This is a genomic window from Moorena sp. SIO4A1 (assembly GCF_010672065.1).
Lineage (GTDB): Bacteria > Cyanobacteriota > Cyanobacteriia > Cyanobacteriales > Coleofasciculaceae > Moorena.
In genome coordinates this window covers 11542-30641 of the sequence record NZ_JAAHHX010000037.1, presented here as the reverse complement: position 1 = coordinate 30641, position 19100 = coordinate 11542, and the positions used below count along the sequence as shown (strand labels likewise).

The following is a 19100-nucleotide window of genomic DNA, read 5'->3' as shown; positions in this document are numbered from 1 at the left end:
AGTCCTAGAATTGTGGTAATGGATTTAAGTCAACCTTTAGGTTCAGTTATTCAAGGCTCTCTGTCTGCTGGATTGGAAGTGCGATTACACCCCGATGTCTCCGTAGAAGATATGCGAGTGGGGAAATTTCTGGTGGTTCAGGGAATGCGATCGCGTTTCTTCTGTATGCTCACCGATGTCTCTTTGGGAACCTCCAGTCAGCGGATTCTGGTTAATCCTCCTAATCCCAATGATGACTTTCTACGGGATGTACTCGCAGGTAGTGGCACCTACGGTACGATTAATTTAACCCCGATGCTAATGTTTACGCCACAAAAATCCCAGTCACAACCGCCAGTGGAACTAAATGGAAAAAGTCCCTTAGGCTCCTTTCAAGCTCAAAGTAGCGAAGAGATGGAATTGTTACCAGTAAAAACAATTCCCAGCCATTTTTCTCAAGTATACGATGCCAGTGAACGGGATTTTCGGGCAGTCTTTGGCTCAGAAGATGACCCCCATCGCCGGAATTTTTCCATTGGTCAACCCCTTGACATGGAAGTCCCCATATGCATTGACTTAGATCGGTTTGTAGAACGCAGTAACGGGGTTTTTGGTAAATCTGGCACCGGTAAATCCTTTCTAACTCGGCTACTGCTATCTGGGATTATCCGTAGGCAAGCAGCAGTAAATTTAATTTTTGATATGCACTCGGAATATGGCTGGGAAGCCGTATCGGAAGGGAAACAATTTAGTACAGTCAAAGGATTGCGCCAGCTTTTTCCATCCCAGGTACAAGTTTATACCCTCGACCCAGAATCCACCAGACGACGAGGGATTCGGGATGCCCAAGAGCTTTATCTGAGTTATGACCAGATTGAAGTAGAAGATATCAACCTAGTCCGAGGAGAGTTAAATCTTTCTGAAGCTAGTCTAGAAAATGCCATTATTTTACGCAATGAATTTGGCAAATCCTGGATTGTGCAACTGCTATCCATGACCAATGAAGAAATCCAGGAATTTTGCGAAGTCAAACGAGGCAACAAGTCCTCAATTATGGCATTACAGCGCAAATTAAGCCGATTGGATGAATTAAAATATATCCGTAGTGCTTGTCCCCATAATTATGTCAAGCGAATTTTAGAATCTCTCGATGCTGGGAAGCATGTTGTCGTAGAATTCGGTTCCCAATCCAACATGCTTTCCTATATGTTAGCTACTAATTTAATTACCCGTCGTATTCATAGCAGTTATGTCAGAAAAGCCGAGATATTTTTGCAGTCAAAAAATGCCAGCGATCGCCCCCGTCCCCTAGTGATTACCATTGAAGAAGCCCACCGTTTCCTAGATCCAGCCACAGTAAGGCAAACAATTTTTGGGATTATTGCCCGTGAAATGCGCAAGTATTTTGTAACCTTGTTAGTCGTAGACCAGCGTCCTTCTGGAATTGATAACGAAGTCATGTCTCAAATTGGAACTCGGATTACCTGTTTGCTAAATGATGATAAAGATATTGAAGCAATTTTTACTGGGGTGTCTGGTGGCCAAAGTTTGCGTTCGGTATTAGCCAAGCTCGATTCTAAGCAACAAGCCTTGATTTTAGGACATGCCGTACCAATGCCAGTCGTAGTCAAGACTCGTGCTTACGATCAACAATTTTATCAGGAAATTGGGGAGCTAGATTGGCAACAAAAGTCCGATCAAGAGGTATTTTTAGCCGCCCAATTAGCTAGGGAAGATATAGGGTTTTGAGATCAGCCGTCAGTGGTCAGCGGTCAGCGGTCAGCTATCAGTGGTCAGTGGTCAGTGGTCAGTGGTCAGCCGTTGGCCTTTGGCACCTCAACTAGCGTGGCACCTCAACTAGCGTGGCACAGGCTTCTAGCCTGTGTGACCCATAAGCTGTTCGGTGTAGCGTGGGCGTAGCCCATAAGCTGATAGCTAATATAGCAATCCGTGTAGGAATTGCTGAGAATTTTGTTCCCTACTCCCTACTCCCTACTCCCTACTCCCTGTTCCCAGATCCGCTGTTCCCTGTTCCCTTTGCTATAGCTGATAGCTGATAGACGAACTTTTCTAGTATGCTGAAGATATGATGCCATAAGGCTTACGATATCTAGCAAATGCCCTATCTGGTAACATCAGGGCTTAATTCCCCTGTGATTCATCCGGGGGATAATTTAAAAGGAGATTAAAACTTGAGGAACCAAAATCCACAAAATTGGCAATCTTTAGTGGGGGGGATTATCGCAGCATTAGTTATTCTCCTCACCTTTAATTGTTTTGTAATCATCAATCCTGGTCAGGCTGGAGTCCTTAGTATTTTGGGTAAAGCTAGAGATGGCGCTCTGCTTGAAGGTATCCACTTCAAACTGCCCTTCGTCTCTATAGTCGATGTGTATGATGTCACCGTACAGAAGTTTGAAGTCCCAGCCCAGAGTTCCACAAAGGATCTTCAGGATTTGACCGCTCGATTTGCCATCAACTTCCGCCTCGATCCCAGTCAAGTGGTTAGCATCAGGCGAAAACAAGGAACTCTACAGAATCTAGTGGCGACAATTATTGCCCCTCAGACTCAAGAGTCATTTAAAATTGCTGCCGCCCTTCGTACTGCTGAAGAATCGATTACCCAACGGAGTCAGTTAAAGGAAGATTTTGATAAGGCTTTGGGCGAACGGTTAGCCAAGTATGATGTCCAAGTATTGGATACTAGTGTGATTGACCTGAATTTTTCTAGGGAATTTGCCAAGGCAGTTGAAGAAAAACAGGTAGCTGAACAACAAGCCCAACGAGCTGTCTATATAGCACAGCAGGCTGAGCAAGAAGCTCAAGCAGAAATTAATCGCGCTCAGGGTAAAGCAGAAGCCCAACGACTTTTGGCCGAAACCCTCAAAGCTCAAGGGGGTGAACTAGTGCTCCAGAAAGAAGCGATCGCAGCTTGGCGAGAAGGTGGGGCTCAGATGCCTAAAGTTCTCGTTATTGGTGGTGATAGGAATAGCAGTGTTCCCTTTATCTTTGACCTAAACAACGTACCTCAATAGCATCAAAATGTCAATAAAATTATCAAAAACTCTTTAATTTAATGCTAGTTACTAGTGAGACCTTTGATAGTTTGCAGTTGAGTATTAGTAGTTAAATTACAACTACAAAAACCCGTTTTCTATATAGAAAACGGGTTTTTTAAAAATCAATTGATAGCAATCGAAGTAAAGCTTAATATCATGTCAGGATAATTACCCTTAATAAAAACCTCGCCCATCTCCCCATCTCCCCATCTCCCCATCTCCCCATCTCCCCGCGCCCCCGCCCCTTAATTATGGTATTCAACCAGACTTGATATAAGACATATTTCTGTTCCCTACTCCCTACCCCCTACTCCCTACTCCCTACTCCCTACTCCCTACTCCCTACTCCCTACTCCCTTTCCTATAAAGTTTCCATGAGTATTTTCACCCTACAATCCGTTCGCAAAGACTTTGGGATTAAAGAAATCCTGAAAGAAGCTAGCTTTAGTCTAGATCCTATGGATAAAGTTGGTCTAATTGGCACTAATGGTTCAGGCAAATCGACCCTATTAAAAATAATTGCTGGTCTTGAGCCCATTGATGCTGGTCAACTCTCCATTAATCCCAAAACTAAAATTGTTTACTTACCCCAACAACCATACTTAGATGACAATAACACGGTTTTGGAGCAAGTATTTGCTGATAGTGGTCAGCAGATGAATCTGATTCGTGACTATGAAGAACTTTCCCATAAATTGGCTCACAATCCCGAAGATAACCAACTGCTAGCACAGCTCTCAAGTGTAACCCAGCAGATGGATGCTACAGGAGCTTGGGAACTGGAAACAAAGGCAAAAATTATTCTAAGTAAATTAGGAATAGTTGATTTTGAGGCTCCCATTGGTCAGTTGTCTGGTGGCTATCGTAAACGGATTGCATTAGCAGCCGCCTTGCTAGCGGAACCAGAAGTATTGTTAATGGATGAGCCCACAAACCATCTCGATGCTATGTCCGTAGAGTGGTTACAGAGTTACCTAAATAGTTATCGTGGAGCAATATTACTGATTACTCACGACCGCTATTTTCTAGACCAGGTCACCAACCGCATTATCGAAATTGACCGGGGAGACCTGTATACATACTCTGGCAACTATTCCTACTATTTAGAGAAAAAAGCTTTAGCTGAAGAATCAGCCATCAGCACTCAACGGAAACATCAAGGGGTATTGCGCCGAGAGTTAGAATGGCTCAAACGGGGGCCAAAGGCTCGCAGTACCAAGCAAAAAGCTCGAATTGACCGTATTCACGACATGCAAGCCAAGGAGTTTAAACAAGCTCAGGGTAAAGTGGAAATTTCTACCCCTGGTCGTCGAATTGGCAAGAAAGTCATTGAGTTAGACAATGTTTCTAAAGGCTATGACGGTAGAATTATGGTCAAAGATTTTACCTACGAATTTAGTCCCGATGACCGAGTTGGCATCATAGGTGGGAATGGGGTAGGGAAATCTACCCTAATGGATATTATTACTGCACGCATTCAGCCCGATTCTGGTAACGTTGAAATTGGGTCTACCATTTATATTGGTTACTTTGACCAGCATTCAGAGGATTTGCTCGAAGCTCTTAATCAAAATCAGCGAGTAATTGATTACCTAAAAGACGTAGCAGAGTATGTGACAACCGCTGATGGCACATTGATTACTGCCTCACAGATGCTGGAGCGTTTCTTATTTCCTCCCAACCAACAGTATGCACCAATTCATAAGCTTTCCGGTGGTGAGAAACGTCGCTTGTTTCTGTTGCAAGTACTGATGAGTTCTCCCAATGTACTTATTCTTGACGAGCCCACTAATGATTTAGATGTACAAACCCTAGCTGTACTGGAAGAGTATCTAGAGGGGTTTAATGGTTGTGTGATTATAGTCTCCCACGACCGCTATTTCCTAGACCGCACCGTCGATAAAATCTTTGCCTTTGAATCTGAGGGTAACATACGTCAGTATCCTGGTAATTATTCCCTTTATATCGATAAAAAGCGAGAAGAAGAGGCAAAACTAGCCCAACAGATGGCTCAGACTCAAAGTAAAAAGCCTGAATCCTCTAAGGTCGAGGCGTCCAATAAAAAATCATCGAGTAATAGCAAACCCCGTCGGCTGTCTAATTGGGAAAGGCGGGAATTTGATCAACTCGAAAGTCAGATTCCCCAACTGGAAGCTCAGAAAGCTGAGTTGGAGAAAACCCTTTATCAATCCCCTCCCAAAAACACCAGTGAAGTCCAGAAACTTTATCAGACCTTAGAGGCATTGACTCAGGAAATTGATACAGCAACTGAGCGTTGGATGGAGTTGGCGGAACGGGAATCTTAGTTGATACTCCCCGGTCATTAGACGCGGGGATTCTGCTGACAGAGTAGATTAATGTTCCCGGTTACCCGAGCTGAAGTTCCCTATTCCCTTGACTTTCGGGTACTACCAGACATGATGAATTTTTGTTACGATAACCGAAAACATCCTGGATCGTAAACTCTATCACTAGACTTATTGCATCAATCATCCTTTTGCCCCCCTAGCTCCCCAAGTCTGGGCAGGGGATAATCGGGGCTTGGCACCATTGATGCAAGAGGTCTACTGTAGGTGGCGGTTTCCAGGGATAATCTGCTGTAGACGGGAAAACTGAGAAGGACTAATGGTCAAAGGAACAGGGGAATACCTGTCAACCAAACTTCTGTAGTCAACCCGACAGCAACTTGGGATCAGGACTAAAAGTCCCCAGCTAAAATTTTCCTTGGAGACATCTTAATGCTGCGACTCGAACACATTAGTAAAGTATACCCCACTGGCGAAGTTCTAAAGGATGTCAACTGGGAAGTTAAACCAGGCGATCGCATTGGCTTAGTTGGCGTCAATGGTGCCGGGAAATCTACCCAACTGAAAATTATTGCTGGAGAGATGGAACCCACCAGCGGCGTTGTTATCCGTCCTGCCAGTCTTCATATCGCTTACCTCACCCAAGAATTTGAAGTAGACCCAACCCGCACGGTCTCAGCAGAATTCTGGACGGTATTTAAGGAAGCTAACCACGTACACGAGGAAATGCTACAAGTGCAAAACGCCATGGAAATGGCTGATGAAGCAGAATTAGAAGGACTGATTAGAAAGCTAGATAGGTGGCAGCGCCAATTTGAAGCCCTTGATGGTTATGGCTTACAAGCAAAAATTGACAAGATCTTGCCAGAGATGGGATTTGAGCCAGAGGATAGCGATCGCTTAGTGAGTGCTTTCAGTGGTGGCTGGCAAATGCGCATGAGTTTAGGCAAAATCCTGCTCCAGAAGCCAGACGTCCTACTGATGGACGAGCCGACTAACCATCTTGACTTGGAAACCATCGAATGGTTAGAAAAGTATCTCAAGGGTCTGAAGACCCCAATGGTAATAGTATCTCACGACCGGGAGTTTCTTGACCGCCTCTGCACCCAAATTGTAGAAACCGAACGGGGTGTCTCGACTACCTACCTAGGCAATTACTCAGCTTATCTGCAGCAGAAAGCCGAGATGCAGGCAGCTCAACTGAGTAGCTACGAGCGTCAACAAAAGGAAATAGAGAAGCAGCAAGCCTTTATTGAGCGTTTCCGTGCTAGTGCAACCCGGTCTACCCAAGCCAAAAGCCGAGAGAAACAATTAGAAAAAACTGAACGGATAGAAGCCCCGACTGCTAATCTCAAAACCCTCAAATTCCAATTCCCTGATGCCCCTCGTAGTGGTCTTGAGGTAGTCAAAATCAAGGATTTAGTCCATGACTATGATGACAAGATTTTATTTCTGGGAGCAGACTTGTTGATTGAACGGGGCGATCGCATAGCCTTCATCGGTCCCAATGGTTGCGGTAAATCCACCTTACTTCGGATGATCATGGCAATGGAACAGCCCACAGAAGGAATAGTAGGACTGGGCAAACACAATGTCATTCCTGGTTACTTTGAGCAGAATCAAGCAGAAGCCCTAGAATTAAGCAAAACGGTCATGGAAACCATCCATGATGAAGTCCCAGACTGGAAAAATCAGGAAGTGCGTACCCTATTGGGACGGTTTCTGTTTACTGGGGACACGGTATATAAAAAGGTTGAGTCCCTTAGTGGAGGCGAAAAAGCCCGCCTGGCCTTAGCCAAAATGCTCCTTTCTCCCGCTAATTTACTAATTCTGGATGAGCCTACTAATCACCTGGATATCCCAGCCAAAGAAATGTTGGAGGAAGCACTCGCGGCCTATGATGGTACAGTAATTATTGTTTCCCACGACCGCTATTTTATCTCGAAAGTGGCAAACAAAATTGTGGAAATTCGGGATGGCGAATTCTGCACCTATCTGGGAGATTACCACTACTATCTCGAAAAGATTGCCCAGGAAAAAGAAGAAGCTCGGTTAAAAGCGATCGCTGCGGCCAAAGCGGCTAAAAAAGCTGCCAATGCTAGCAAAAAGACCAAAAAGACCAAAAAGAAAGCTGCTGCTAAACAAAAGTAACATATAGCAGTTCTCAATACCAAATTGAGAACTGCTATATTAGCTATTACCGATTAAAATTACCGATTAAAAGCTTATTGCTTAAGTGCTGAGGAGTTAACTATATTGCTGGTTAATCTCTGCAATACCTGATCAATATCATTCAAATCACCGATAATCCGCCGGACAGGCTCGGGCCATACTCTGAGTAGTGTTGGTGTAGCCGAGATCTGATCAGTTTCTGCCAGTTCTGGGTGCTTGAAAACATCAATAATTTTTAGGGTATAGGGATGACCTAAATGATTCTCTAACAACTGGTATAGACTCTTGAGAGTATACTCAGTTTCTGTACTATGTCCGGAAACGAACAAACGCAGGACATAGCTATGGGTAGGTTGTGCCTGGGAGTGAGACACATCAGGCAAGGATATCCTGGATAAAGAATCAGGTTTGGTGACATCGGTGACAGTCAGTGAGTCTGTACTATCAGTGGTAGACTTAGATAAAACGGGCAGCTTTTCCATAGCTCTCAAATGCTCCTGAGGTGAAGATCTGCCAGAGTTTTGGTTAGTAACCCTTTCTGGCAAAACGTCTTCTGTATCGCAGTAGGATAATGGCTCTGGGCGGTCAATGCGCAGGATCAAGTCATGGTTTTCCCAGAGTTGGGGAAACTGATTGCGATAAGTTTCTAGCACCGCCGGGTCACAGGACTCTTCCTCCCAAGGGGCTACTTGCCAAATCAGGTTGTCTGTGCCAAATACTGCATTTAACAATGCCTGATGATGTTGCACCAACCAATGAATTTCTGCTGACATGCGCAACTGATTGGTTTGAGAGTCCATCCACCGATCAATGGTGGCAGTATATCCCGGGACTAAAAAATGAGGTGGCTCTGGTAACCCCAGTATTTCCTGTAAACTCGCACACAGATGCAGATGCCAGTGACTCTGCTTATTAAAGTCAATGCTATATACTAGATCTTCCCCTGGTGTAAATATAGCAATACCTTTAAACAGTTGGGGCGAGGGGGTTTCATCCAGCATATGCTAGTACTATGTCAAAATTATTTTAATACTTTAAGTGTTAGGTTTTAGGTAATGGTTTTAGGGGTTAGGGATTAGGAATTAGGGGTTAAGTGTTGATCCCTAATTCCTAATCCCTAATACAAGTGTGGCTAATCCCTAGATCCGACCGCGCAACATCATTGCGATCTCGTTGGGAGTGGGTGACTTTTCCAAGGCAGTTTCCTCAGTAATACGCCCCTCTTGGTAAAGAGCGAACAAGGATTTATTTACAGTAACCATACCGTCAAATTCACTGTCCGCCATCAGTTGTTCAATTTCTTCGTATTTGCCCTTGAGGATGTAATCCTTAATGGATTCAGTATTAATCAGGATGTCATGGAAAGCAGCACGCTTGCCATCGGTAGTACGACACAACCCTTGGGAAATCACTGCCACTAGGGCTTCTGATATAGCCACCCGCATGGGAGGCTGTTCTTCTGGATTGTAGAGATTGAGAATCCGCTCAATGGTTTTGACCGCACTGTTGGTATGCAAAGTACCCATGACCAAATGACCAGTTTGAGCAGCCTTCAGAGCTGTATTGACTGTTTCTCGGTCTCGCATTTCCCCAATCAGAATCACATCGGGGTCTTCCCGCAAAGCAGCTTTCAAGGCCCGGTCAAATTTACGGGTATGCATTCCTACTTCCCGCTGTTTAATCAGAGATTTCCGACTTTGGTGGATAAATTCAATGGGGTCTTCAATGGTAATTATATGTCGCGGCATCTCTTTGTTCATATAGTCTATCATGGCGGCCATGCTGGTAGATTTTCCGGAACCTGTCGGACCGGTGACCAAAATGAGACCTTTATGGTAGTGACAGACATCTTTCAGGATTGCAGGCAACCGCAACTGCTCAAGGGTCAATATCTTCAGGGGAATAATCCGCAAGACCATGGCAGGACCAAGAAGACTATCGAAGATATTAATCCTGACCCGACTAAACTCGTACTGAGTTGCCCCATCAAATTCCAACTCTTCTCTAAAGCGTCGGATTTCTTCATCAGTCAGTATTTCCTTGAGCCAACAGCTAAATGTTGCCTGATCTGTGACTGGATACTCCGTTGGCTCCATTTCCCCACGATTCCGGAAACGGGGAGTTTCACCAACACCTAGATGAATATCAGAAATTCCTTTCTCAAAGGCCTGACGGACAATGCTTTCTAAGCTTGACTGTCCAGGAGGCAGACCGATGTTACTGGGTGTCTGCTGGTGCTGATTGGCGGATGGTTTGGCTTGGACCTTAGTGGCTGAATTCTGAGCTGCTGTGGCCACAGGGCGAGGGCGTGAGGCTACTGGGGCACCGGCTTGACGGCTTCTTGGAGCCATGGCTCTTGGTTGTGCAGGTCTTGATTGATTGGCTTGAGCAGATACTGGTCTAGACGCTACATTCAAAGGCGGTGGTGCTGGTGCAATGCGGGGTGAACGCTGTGGGTCTGTCATCTTTCAACTACCAACTACAGTTGGGCTACGAGAATTTATTTTACAAACTCTTACATTAAGTTTTCCCAACAGTTAGGGTTGAGTATAACTTATAACAGTTCTACCTTAGGTAAGGGATTTTCGTCCTGGGTTAATGGCAGTAGGGAGTAGGGAGTAGGGAGTAGGGAGTAGGAAGTAGGGAGTAGGGAGTAGGGAGTAGGGAGTCGGCAGTAGGGAGTCGGGGTAGGAAAATTGAGTGTACCTGATAAGTATAAGAAACGCTATACACTAATTTCATGTCTTCGAGCTATAAATGGTGATGAGGTGATGTGTTTATAGGACTATGTATGTTTTGAAATTCCTTAGCTGTCACCATCTAATTGTTTGTTATTGTTTGTGATTGTTTATTTTTGAGTAAGCAGCAAAAACTCTAAAACCCTCTCCCCTGCTCAAAACCAGATTTAAGATCACCGTGAGGGCCCAGACCAAGCCGTGAGGGCGCAAGCAAAGCGCCCCTAAGATTCAAAGCACCCCTAAGATTAGGGTTGACCAAGGGACGGGGGGGAAGTCTTAATCACAAATACCTAATCACAAATACCTAATATGAGTAATTATGCGTAATTATCAGTAATTATGCTTAATATGATAAAACTCCTCAATTTGGATAATATATATTAAGCAAATTATAACAAATGTTAAGCAAATCGGATTCAAACCCTCACCCATCCTGATCCGATGCCCGACCCTAGCTCCCTTTCTTGTTCTTGCGACTCTATAACTGATTCGGTCTATATAACTCTAACTATAACGCTATAACTGATTGGGTCTATATCTTCGGTCTATGTATCAGCGATGAAAAATTGATTCATCTGTCTAATGGTAGATTATCGGTCTGTCTTAAGATAACCAATAATTTCCGGCTTTTAACGATTGTAACAATTTTGATACATAGGTCGGACGAGTTGACTGTAAACTTTTTTGACAAAAGGTTCATCTTCATCAAAATTTTACCTATACTTGAACTCACCTAGAAAATTTCAAATCAAAGAATTTACTCAAGGACAGACCCTGTCAATCAAGGGCAGACACTGTCAATTCATTTTTTTTAATGATTACTGGAGAAAACACCATGGCATTAACCACAAGTCAAAGCTTGACACAAACTGATTCATTAGCAGTGGTCAAAAGCTTTTTAATTTGGGCATTTACCTTGGCAGTTTGCTTACTGGTTGTCGGTTTTCCGTTGATTGTATTGATGGTGACCACCGGCTCTTTGTTAGCGATCGCTCTACAATCGATTCTGCCGGTTAGTGCTGTATTACTCGTAGCAGGGAGTTTGATTGGAGTAAATGTTTTAGCAGTGGTATTAGGTGCAGGAGTCTTAACCTTTAAGGGGGTTCATCCTCAGGAAGTTCGTTGGTTAAATTGGCTACATGGCGAGCCTGATCTGATCCAGACTCCGGTTTATGCCGCTTGCCCCCTCACCTGTAACATTATCAGATAGTCACATAGAAGGTTTCTGAGCTGGCCCTAGTCTGGGAATGTTAATAATTGATGACCTTTTAGGATCTCAAAAAAGGGTACAAGGTGTGGGAGTGTTTTCTCTTTTCAGTCTAAAGGTCATCAAGGGTCAGCACCCTGCCCGTTCATAGACGGGGCTTCCAAACATTCCACGATTTTTTGTAATAAAGCCAAGCTTTGGTAAGTTGATTGGTTTTTCAGCAATTTTCCCGGTCTTGACCGGGTTTTTTGATGAGAACATTCAAGAGTATCCTACGAAGGTTTAAGGTTGCAGGTTGAAGGTTGCAGGTTGGGTTGAACGCGCACGCGTGGCCTTTTGGCCAAGGTTGCAGGTTCCGTAGCGTGGCCTTTTGGCCAAGGTTAGTCGTTCGCGTAGCGTGGCCTTTTGGCCAAGGTTGGTCGTTCGCGTAGCGTGGCCTTTTGGCCAAGGTTGGTCAAAGGTTGGTCAAAGGTTAACGGTTGCTTCGCTACCAATTACCCATCTCCTCATCTCCTCATCTCCCCATCTCCCCATCTCCCTATCTCCCCAGACTTCCCACCCTCCCCACACTTCCCACACTTCCCACACTTGCCACCCTCCCTCTAATTATGGGTATTCAACCTGACTTGATATTAGGGGGGATTCCTGTTCCCTACCTTGACAAGTAAATTTTAAACTTGGGGCAATCACTAAGTTTATACTGCCATGATCCAGAATACAGCTATTAGCTAAAAAAATTACCCTTCTAATCGTTAGATTGTAACTATTTATTAAACAATTTGATAATTTTATTGATTTTTTTGGTTTTATTGTTGACAATAATAGTAGCCATTGGTTACAATATATTCATTGGAAAAAGAGCCGCGCTCATCGGCCACCAACCTGGAAGCGCGGCTCTCCCCCCCAAGTTACATGGAGGTAATTCTATAATAATGGCAAAAAAACGATTTGTTTATCATTCCATCGATTATCACGAAGCGTTCGCGTAGCGTGTGCGTAGCACAATGGAGCGCCTTGAACAGCTTGCACAACAGAGGGAGTTAAAGGGCGAGAATTCCTATCCCTATCCCATCACTGAGCGAGAGCAAATCCTAATCCGACTGTATAGTTACTGCGAATTGGGTATGACACCGCAACGGTTTTACAGTAAGTGGGACTTGAGTCGGGAAGAGATGGCTTTAATCTGCTCTTGTTCCGTTCACACTGTTAACGGCTGGTTTAACACCAGTCGTCGCTGTTACCCTCCGACTCCTGGTCACTTGCGCCATCTGGCCATTATGGATTTGTTGTTGGAGGATTTCGAGACAATTCCTAAACCGTTATTGGAGCGATTGTTCTCGAATTAAAAATGAAGAATGTAGAATTAAGAATGTAGAATTAAGAATGTAGAATTAAGAATGTAGAATTAAGAATGTAGAATTAAGAATGTAGAATTAAGAATGTAGAATTAAGAATGTAGAATTAAGAATGTAGAATTAAACACCTACACAGAATTAATTACCTACTCTCAATTTATGTAATCCTTACATTGTAAGGCTTTGGTTTTTGTAAAATGTGTAATCATTTTTGTGTACCTGCTTACAAATTCTAAATTATAAATTCTACATTCTTAATTCTACATTCTACATTCAAATCTATTCCCATGGTTTGATTTTCACAATTCAAACAGGGATGCTAGACTGGATTTAATGTAACCTAAAATGACTCTCCCAAGGTTTTCGACTTTGGGAGTGCTTTACTGGCTGTTAAGCAATTTACTATATTTCATAATACTTATCAAGCCTTTTTGGGTGAAGTAAACAAGTTTAGAATTTTAGGAAACAGGGAACAGGTAAAAAATCCTGTGTACTTGATTACTATCAGAACTACCGTAATTTTGCTAATTTCTCTTGAGCAAACTCCCGCAGTTTAGGATCGGAGTCATGCTCTGCTCTATCGAGCAATAAGGATCGGGTTTGGGAATGGTTAGGATAATATTCGAGGATGGCATTAAGGGCTACTTGTCGAGGATTGTCATCCCAGCTTTTCTTGCGCTCAAAAAGATCATTGAGAGTGCGAACGCATAAAAATTCAAATAACCAAGGCTGATTGGCCGTAGGCCACGCTACGCGATCGTGCCAACCTTGAGCTAACTGTTGAATTGCTGTAACTCGCACATACGTATCAGTATCAGAGCGAGCGGATTCTTGAAGTAGGGCTAAGGTATCTTGGTGGTCTTTGTAACATTGAGCTAACTGTTGAATTGCTGTAATTCGCACCTCCCAATCAGTATCAGAGCGAGCCGATTGTTGAAGTAGAGGTAAAGTATCTGGGTGGTATTTGTAACATTGAGCTAACTGTTCAATTGCTGTATCTCGCACCCACCAAGAAGTATCAGAGCGAGCCAATTGTTGAAGTAGGGCTAAGGTATCTGGGTGGTCTTTGTAACCTTGAGCTAACTGTTCAATTGCTGTAGCTCGCACCAACCAAGAAGTATCAGAGCGAGCTGATTGTTGAAGTAGGGCTAAGGTATCTGGGTGGTCTTGCCAATGGGTTGCTACTGCTACAACAACTTTAGTGAGAATATCACTATCACTGAATCTTTTTATATTTTGATCATGATCAATTAAGTCTTTGAAGTGATTCAGCAATCGAGTATCCGTTGATTTAATTTCATACCGATTCCTGACTTCAGACAAAAAATCCGCTGCCAGAAATAAATTCCCAAACTTATTACTTTCTCCATCTTGTGCCATCAAATACTCAATAATCTCTCCAGCTTTAATGGAATCAATCATGCCCACAATCAACCTGAGCACTTCATGCCAAGATTCATCCCGCCAGTGCTTAGCAAATACCTCAGTTTTCAACTGTTCTAGGGAAATATCCTGTTTTTTTTCAAATTTCCTGACAAATTCCCAAGCACAGAAATATTCCAAAAATGTCCGATGCAAAAAGGCGTAGTAATCTGCTCCCATGAAACACAAGATAAAATTGCGGGTGCGCAACTGATTAATCATTACCTTAGCAACGGCTCTGGGATTAGTAACGTCTCGTAATTTCAGCTCCTCTTTGATAATCCTTTCTAAATCCTCTCCACTAATCAGATTTCCCGCTAACCCTGCTTGATTGCCCTGCATAAAATATGCCACTTTACCGAGCATCTGTTGCTTATCTTTATAATCGATAGTCTTGGGATCAACACGATTATCTTCTAGTAATGCTCGCTCTACATCCCATTGATAAAGCAGTAATCGAGACGCTTGGTTATAGAGTTCAGAGCGGTCACGAGGCAATTCTTGATTGCGGTTCAGGATTGCCATCATGGTTAGTAATAGGGGATTTCCCGCCAGTTGTCGAATCGGGGAGGATGTGTCTATTGCTTTTTGTAAGCGCTCCTGTTTCCTAACTTTATCGGCTTGATTCGTAAAGGTTAACTCATGCCAGTGGTGGATAAAGGTTTGAATTTGTTCCGACTCCAAGTCTTGGAGCATCACATGACGAAATTGAGCATTTCGTAGCCGTTGGGGTTTATAACCAATGACGCGAGATGTAACAATTACTCTTACCTTAGGATAGGTATTGGTAAAGCGATGAATATCGGTAATCACATCTTCTCGTTTGCCTGGTTCAAACACTTCATCCAAGCCATGGCCGTTGGCCACGCTACGCGAACAAACATGACTAACAGCTTGCCAGCCTTTAACTGGTGATGCAGTTGATGTTGATTGATATGACAGATGGAGCCACTGCTTTGATGGCAGAATTCCAAGAAGTTATTACACTGTCCACTATCGCGATTGCGGATATAGGTGCGTAATTCAATCAGTAATGGAATTGGTAGAGAAAGGGCAGTAGTCAAATCTGTTCTTGCCCACTCCAATGCTAAATACTGGAGCAACGTAGATTTACCAGAGCCTGGGTCTCCTAAAACCACCAAATAGCGATAGCCTTGAGAGTCATTAATAACATCCAATACGGATTTAAGCGGCTGTTGATGATAAAGGTCTTTGGCTCGTTTCAACTCCTCTAGAGCAATTGCTATATCTAGTTGATCACTGTCTCCCAGTTGTTTATAATAATCTTTAGGAAGTTCATGAAGAGCTGACGGCATCAGGTCATGAACCTCTCGCACATTTTGGGGGATAAATATCCTCCAGAGTTTTAGTTCGTTATAGGCATAGCCACTGGTATCTAAACTATCTAAGCCCAGATTACCGTAGCGCTCTAGGAGTGCTTCTTGATAGGTGCTTAAGTCAAAGTCTGGGATAATGCCTGCGTTAGCTTTTGTGTTGTTTGCGATCGCATCCAAGGTTTGGGAATCTCGGATAGGCCGCAACTGATCCGATTCCCGGATGATAGTGTGTACTTGCTTGAGATACTGTCTAGCAATATACTTCCAACGAAATTCTTCCGGTAATGGTAATAACTTAAGCTCAATCCAAGTCTTAGCTAATGTCTCAGTATCTAGTTGCTGACAGCCATATCTAAAGGCACTGCCTAGGATAGCTTTAATGGATTTGTTCTTAATATACTGCTTGAGGGGTTTAGTATACTGTTTTAATTCTTGCTTGGATAGGTCAGCATCGTCCAATTCCTTTTCAACTAAGGCTACAAATTCTTTTAAGGCTTTACCGAAGAGTTTTTTCTGGGTAGTTTGATCGGATAGTCCAGTATAGTCTTTGATAGACTCTTTGAAGAAGTCTTTGGTGTAGTCTTCTAGAGCGTCTTTTGCCAAGGGACCAATTACTTCTTTAGCGAGATAGCCACCGGCACTAGAAATTCCCCAAATTGCTAACCAATCCAGCATGATATTGGTAGTTTTTTTTTGATTTATTTCTCATTATAGAGAAAAGGGAAAAGGGAGTAGGGAGTAGGGAGTAGGGAATCGGGAGTCGGGAGTCAGGAGTTTGACCCGGTGGTGCGTTACGGGCCGGGCTGTCTCAACCGATGTCAAGAGGCGTAAAATCAAGGGGAGCCCGTCCCTAACACACCCTACTGGCTACTGGAAATAGATTCATCGCGCGAATCATCAGAATCAGGGGATGTTTTTAGCTGTTTTTTTTATTTATTTTAGAGAGAAAAACAAGCCTTGGCATGGGGTTTGGATATTTGAAGTGCGGGGGCCGTTTTTTTGGTATTATCAATATATAAGCGTACACGGAGCCACTTTCGATGTCGCTGTAATTTAATCTAAGCAATAGGTTCAGGCATTTTATCCAACTGGTCTGTACCCAGTAGTACATACATTAGTAATGACAATTTGGCACATGAGGCAAGAAGTGTTATTTGTATCTGTTGGACTTGGATTGGTAATTTTAGCCAGTCATGAGACCCCTGCACATGCACAACTCGAACAAAGTCCTATTGACATACGCTCTGAAAACAAAGTAGATAGTCTACCTTCCCTAAATTTCACCTACAGTGATGACACTGAACTAGCAATAATTAATACTGGTTCACCCGACGAGTTCGGCACTATTGAAGCAGTTGTAGAGGATGGTGCAGGTATTCTGGAGTTTGAATCTGAAGAATTTGAACTTAAGCAGTTTCACTTCCATTCGCCCAGTGAGAACACACTGGATGGACAAGCTTTTCCAGGGGAATTGCACCTGGTTCATGAAAGTGATGATGGTGATTTATTAGTAGTTGCCAGATGGATTGAAGAAGGTAAATTCAACGTATTGCTAGACCCAATATTTTCAAATTTACCGCCACAAGAAACGAGTACTGAGATTCCCATCAATAACTTTGAGCTGAGTAGTTTATTACCCAATGATCTATCCTCATATCAATTTACTGGCTCATTGACAACGCCACCCTTTACTGAGGGCGTAAAATGGGTTGTGCTGAACGAAACACTCGAATTGTCCCAAGGGCAACTTGACAATTTTCAGACGCTCTTTCCCAATGGCAATGCTCGCGATGTACAATCCCTCAATAGTCGGATCGTTCAGACTGATATTGTAGCATCTAGTGCCGTTCCCGAACCCGCTTCTACCCTTTCTCTTATTGCTTTGGGTGTTATTGCAGCTGGCGGCACATTGAAAAAGCAGACAGCATAAAGAGCTGACTCAATAGCTGTTTAAGGGAGGTCGCCATCTCCTTTATCCAGGGGTTTTTTGAGCCTGGTAGACTCAATTTGTATATAGGGAATTTCTTTATTACAAATTGAGTCTACGGGTGCTGTATCACCTTCTGTGTCTAGGTTCTCAGTCTTTAAACAGCGATCGGCAAAATTCAGCGCCAGGAATTGAGAAAAAGATTTGAGGCTGGTGAATTTGATGGTATCTTTTGAAAGGCTGAAGTTAATAACCTGTAGTTTGAGCAGATTATCAAGAAAATTATCTAGGAATTAATAATATAAAACTGTCATAAAATCAGAGACTATTTGTTAAATTTTGCTTAAATAGTTATTTGTGTAGAACAAGCATGTTGGTGGAACAGGCATCTTGCCTGTTTCCTGCCCCAAAATTTACTGATTGCTGACTGCTGACTGCTGAATGCTTACCCCATTAGCAACAGGTACCTGTTGGGTAATACAATGAACTCCTCCTCCACCTTCAGCTAGTATTAAACTATCCACACCAACAACCTTCCGCCCAGGGAAAACCTCACGCAGAATAGCAAGGGGAGCATCATCTTGGCTTGAGTCACCAGCAACTGGAACGATCACAGCATTATTAGCAATATAAAAATTCATATGAGCAACATCTAAGCCAAGAGGAATCTCAACAATCTCAAACTTACGTCCGCGAGCATCAGTACTTTGTTGTAATCGATGCTTAGCATCCCGACAAATCTTGTAGTTTGGATCATTCCTATCATCAGTGCTATGGAGTAAGACCAATCCAGGTGCGGCAAATGCGCAAATCCCATCCACATGTCCATCTGTCACCGGATCAGGTACGATACCACGACCTAGCCAAACCACGGTTTCAGCCCCGAGATAGTGCTTCAACAATCTCTCAACTTGAGACTTACTCATGGTGGGGTTGCGATTAGGGTTAAGTAAACATTCCTCAGTGGTGATAATAGTACCTTCACCATCTAATGTGACACCACCGCCCTCCAACACTAGAGAGGATAAGTACATGGTAGTATCAAGATAGTGAGACAATCTCGCCTTTAGTAAAGCATCGTCGTGATAGGGGGGAAACTTACCACCCCAACCGTTGAAAGTAAACCCAGCTACCCGACGTGAACCCTTGCCGTTCACCAAAAACATCGGACCGGAATCCCTTGCCCAGCCATCGTTTACGGGAAACTCAATCAGTTCGATATCGGAACTCAACAAGCCCTTAGCCACACCCTTGTCTTGAGGATGAACAACCATCGAAACCGGTTCAAACTCATTGACAGCATTCGCCACTGCTGCCCATTCCCGCCTTGCCTTCTTCAGACCATACCCTTTCCAATTCTGAGCTGGAGGAAACACCATGATCGTGAATTCATGGGGTTGCCATTCCGCCGGAAAGAAAAAGCCATCCTCAAGGGGTGTTGTCTCTTGTAATAACGTCACTCCAGTGCTGCTATAGTCCGGCATTTCACTACTACTAACCTCAGTTCTCACCCTTGAGCAAACTGCTGACCAACCCAAGGCACTAGCAGCTGAAAGAACACTTAACTTTAGTAACCTTCGACGATTCAACATAGCGTT

18 protein-coding genes are annotated in these 19100 nt (G+C 43.5%); 9 read left to right on the top strand and 9 right to left on the bottom strand.

Annotated features, from left to right (window positions below):
* Window positions 1-18 precede the first annotated feature (18 nt).
* From F6K53_RS22645 to F6K53_RS22620, 6 genes are all read left to right on the top strand, one after another.
* A complete protein-coding gene (locus F6K53_RS22645) occupies window positions 19-1728 on the top strand; it encodes an ATP-binding protein (RefSeq protein WP_293017664.1) in 1710 nt (569 codons plus the stop codon).
* Between the two features lie 12 nt (window positions 1729-1740).
* A complete protein-coding gene (locus tag F6K53_RS22640; RefSeq protein WP_293082271.1) occupies window positions 1741-1899 on the top strand; it encodes a hypothetical protein in 159 nt (52 codons plus the stop codon).
* Window positions 1890-2036 (top strand): hypothetical protein, encoded by a 147-nt coding sequence (locus tag F6K53_RS22635; RefSeq protein ID WP_293017662.1) that lies wholly within the window; start codon window positions 1890-1892, stop codon window positions 2034-2036. Before F6K53_RS22640 ends, F6K53_RS22635 begins: the two co-directional genes overlap by 10 nt.
* A 135-nt stretch (window positions 2037-2171) precedes the next feature.
* Window positions 2172-3014, top strand: a complete 843-nt coding sequence (locus tag F6K53_RS22630; protein WP_293017660.1) for a prohibitin family protein — start codon at window positions 2172-2174, stop codon at window positions 3012-3014.
* A 398-nt stretch (window positions 3015-3412) separates the two neighbouring features.
* Window positions 3413-5344, top strand: a complete 1932-nt coding sequence (locus F6K53_RS22625; protein ID WP_293082267.1) for an ABC-F family ATP-binding cassette domain-containing protein — start codon at window positions 3413-3415, stop codon at window positions 5342-5344.
* A gap of 432 nt (window positions 5345-5776) precedes the next feature.
* Window positions 5777-7495 carry an ABC-F family ATP-binding cassette domain-containing protein gene (locus F6K53_RS22620; RefSeq protein WP_293082264.1) on the top strand — a complete coding sequence of 573 codons (1719 nt, stop codon included), beginning with the start codon at window positions 5777-5779 and terminating at the stop codon, window positions 7493-7495.
* Between the two features lie 74 nt (window positions 7496-7569).
* On the opposite strand, the gene F6K53_RS22615 is transcribed toward F6K53_RS22620, so the two are convergent.
* From F6K53_RS22615 to F6K53_RS22605, 3 genes are all read right to left on the bottom strand, one after another.
* Entirely contained in the window at window positions 7570-8517 is a 948-nt protein-coding gene (locus F6K53_RS22615) for a circadian clock KaiB family protein (protein WP_293017656.1), read from the bottom strand.
* A gap of 138 nt (window positions 8518-8655) precedes the next feature.
* Window positions 8656-9981: a PilT/PilU family type 4a pilus ATPase gene (locus tag F6K53_RS22610; RefSeq protein WP_293045137.1), complete on the bottom strand. Its 1326-nt coding sequence runs from the start codon at window positions 9979-9981 to the stop codon at window positions 8656-8658.
* A gap of 130 nt (window positions 9982-10111) precedes the next feature.
* The gene (locus tag F6K53_RS22605; RefSeq protein ID WP_293045139.1) at window positions 10112-10258 is read right to left on the bottom strand and encodes a hypothetical protein; all 147 of its coding nucleotides are present in this window, start codon (window positions 10256-10258) and stop codon (window positions 10112-10114) included.
* Window positions 10259-11089: 831 nt separating this feature from the next.
* Between F6K53_RS22605 and F6K53_RS22600 the strand changes: the two genes are divergently transcribed.
* Window positions 11090-11464: a hypothetical protein gene (locus tag F6K53_RS22600; RefSeq protein ID WP_293017653.1), complete on the top strand. Its 375-nt coding sequence runs from the start codon at window positions 11090-11092 to the stop codon at window positions 11462-11464.
* A gap of 214 nt (window positions 11465-11678) precedes the next feature.
* Here F6K53_RS22600 and F6K53_RS22595 read toward each other — a convergent pair whose 3' ends face one another.
* Together F6K53_RS22595 and F6K53_RS22590 are read right to left on the bottom strand one after the other, a co-directional pair.
* Complete coding sequence (locus F6K53_RS22595; RefSeq protein ID WP_293045141.1) at window positions 11679-11909, bottom strand: hypothetical protein; 231 nt, start codon at window positions 11907-11909, stop codon at window positions 11679-11681.
* 17 nt (window positions 11910-11926) lie between these two features.
* Window positions 11927-12049: a hypothetical protein gene (locus tag F6K53_RS22590; RefSeq protein ID WP_293017651.1), complete on the bottom strand. Its 123-nt coding sequence runs from the start codon at window positions 12047-12049 to the stop codon at window positions 11927-11929.
* A 416-nt stretch (window positions 12050-12465) separates the two neighbouring features.
* Here F6K53_RS22590 and F6K53_RS22585 point away from each other — a divergent pair, with 416 nt between their 5' ends.
* Window positions 12466-12807 (top strand): hypothetical protein, encoded by a 342-nt coding sequence (locus F6K53_RS22585; RefSeq protein WP_293082261.1) that lies wholly within the window; start codon window positions 12466-12468, stop codon window positions 12805-12807.
* 519 nt (window positions 12808-13326) lie between these two features.
* Here F6K53_RS22585 and F6K53_RS45980 read toward each other — a convergent pair.
* Genes F6K53_RS45980 through F6K53_RS22575 form a run of 3 tightly spaced genes read right to left on the bottom strand, consistent with a single transcriptional unit; the run spans window position 13327 to window position 16412 of the window.
* Window positions 13327-15105 carry a HEAT repeat domain-containing protein gene (locus F6K53_RS45980; RefSeq protein WP_364303932.1) on the bottom strand — a complete coding sequence of 593 codons (1779 nt, stop codon included), beginning with the start codon at window positions 15103-15105 and terminating at the stop codon, window positions 13327-13329.
* Window positions 15048-16250 (bottom strand): NACHT domain-containing protein, encoded by a 1203-nt coding sequence (locus F6K53_RS45975; RefSeq protein WP_364303930.1) that lies wholly within the window; start codon window positions 16248-16250, stop codon window positions 15048-15050. Before F6K53_RS45975 ends, F6K53_RS45980 begins: the two co-directional genes overlap by 58 nt.
* A gap of 33 nt (window positions 16251-16283) precedes the next feature.
* Complete coding sequence (locus tag F6K53_RS22575; protein WP_293071059.1) at window positions 16284-16412, bottom strand: hypothetical protein; 129 nt, start codon at window positions 16410-16412, stop codon at window positions 16284-16286.
* Between the two features lie 283 nt (window positions 16413-16695).
* Between F6K53_RS22575 and F6K53_RS22570 the strand changes: the two genes are divergently transcribed.
* Complete coding sequence (locus F6K53_RS22570; RefSeq protein WP_293060058.1) at window positions 16696-17505, top strand: carbonic anhydrase family protein; 810 nt, start codon at window positions 16696-16698, stop codon at window positions 17503-17505.
* A gap of 410 nt (window positions 17506-17915) precedes the next feature.
* On the opposite strand, the gene F6K53_RS22565 is transcribed toward F6K53_RS22570, so the two are convergent.
* The gene (locus F6K53_RS22565; RefSeq protein WP_293071057.1) at window positions 17916-19094 is read right to left on the bottom strand and encodes an agmatine/peptidylarginine deiminase; all 1179 of its coding nucleotides are present in this window, start codon (window positions 19092-19094) and stop codon (window positions 17916-17918) included.
* Window positions 19095-19100 lie beyond the last annotated feature (6 nt).

Excerpts from the sequence above, each read along its gene's own strand:
- F6K53_RS22645 (WP_293017664.1), top strand. The coding sequence starts at position 19 with ATGGATTTAAGTCAACCTTTAGGTTCAGTTATTCAAGGCTCTCTGTCT.
- F6K53_RS22625 (WP_293082267.1), top strand. The coding sequence starts at position 3,413 with ATGAGTATTTTCACCCTACAATCCGTTCGCAAAGACTTTGGGATTAAA.
- F6K53_RS22620 (WP_293082264.1), top strand. The coding sequence starts at position 5,777 with ATGCTGCGACTCGAACACATTAGTAAAGTATACCCCACTGGCGAAGTT.
- F6K53_RS22615 (WP_293017656.1), bottom strand. The coding sequence starts at position 8,517 with ATGCTGGATGAAACCCCCTCGCCCCAACTGTTTAAAGGTATTGCTATA.
- F6K53_RS22610 (WP_293045137.1), bottom strand. The coding sequence starts at position 9,981 with ATGACAGACCCACAGCGTTCACCCCGCATTGCACCAGCACCACCGCCT.
- F6K53_RS22605 (WP_293045139.1), bottom strand. The coding sequence starts at position 10,258 with ATGAAATTAGTGTATAGCGTTTCTTATACTTATCAGGTACACTCAATT.
- F6K53_RS22600 (WP_293017653.1), top strand. The coding sequence starts at position 11,090 with ATGGCATTAACCACAAGTCAAAGCTTGACACAAACTGATTCATTAGCA.
- F6K53_RS22585 (WP_293082261.1), top strand. The coding sequence starts at position 12,466 with ATGGAGCGCCTTGAACAGCTTGCACAACAGAGGGAGTTAAAGGGCGAG.
- F6K53_RS45975 (WP_364303930.1), bottom strand. The coding sequence starts at position 16,250 with ATGCTGGATTGGTTAGCAATTTGGGGAATTTCTAGTGCCGGTGGCTAT.
- F6K53_RS22570 (WP_293060058.1), top strand. The coding sequence starts at position 16,696 with ATGACAATTTGGCACATGAGGCAAGAAGTGTTATTTGTATCTGTTGGA.
- F6K53_RS22565 (WP_293071057.1), bottom strand. The coding sequence starts at position 19,094 with ATGTTGAATCGTCGAAGGTTACTAAAGTTAAGTGTTCTTTCAGCTGCT.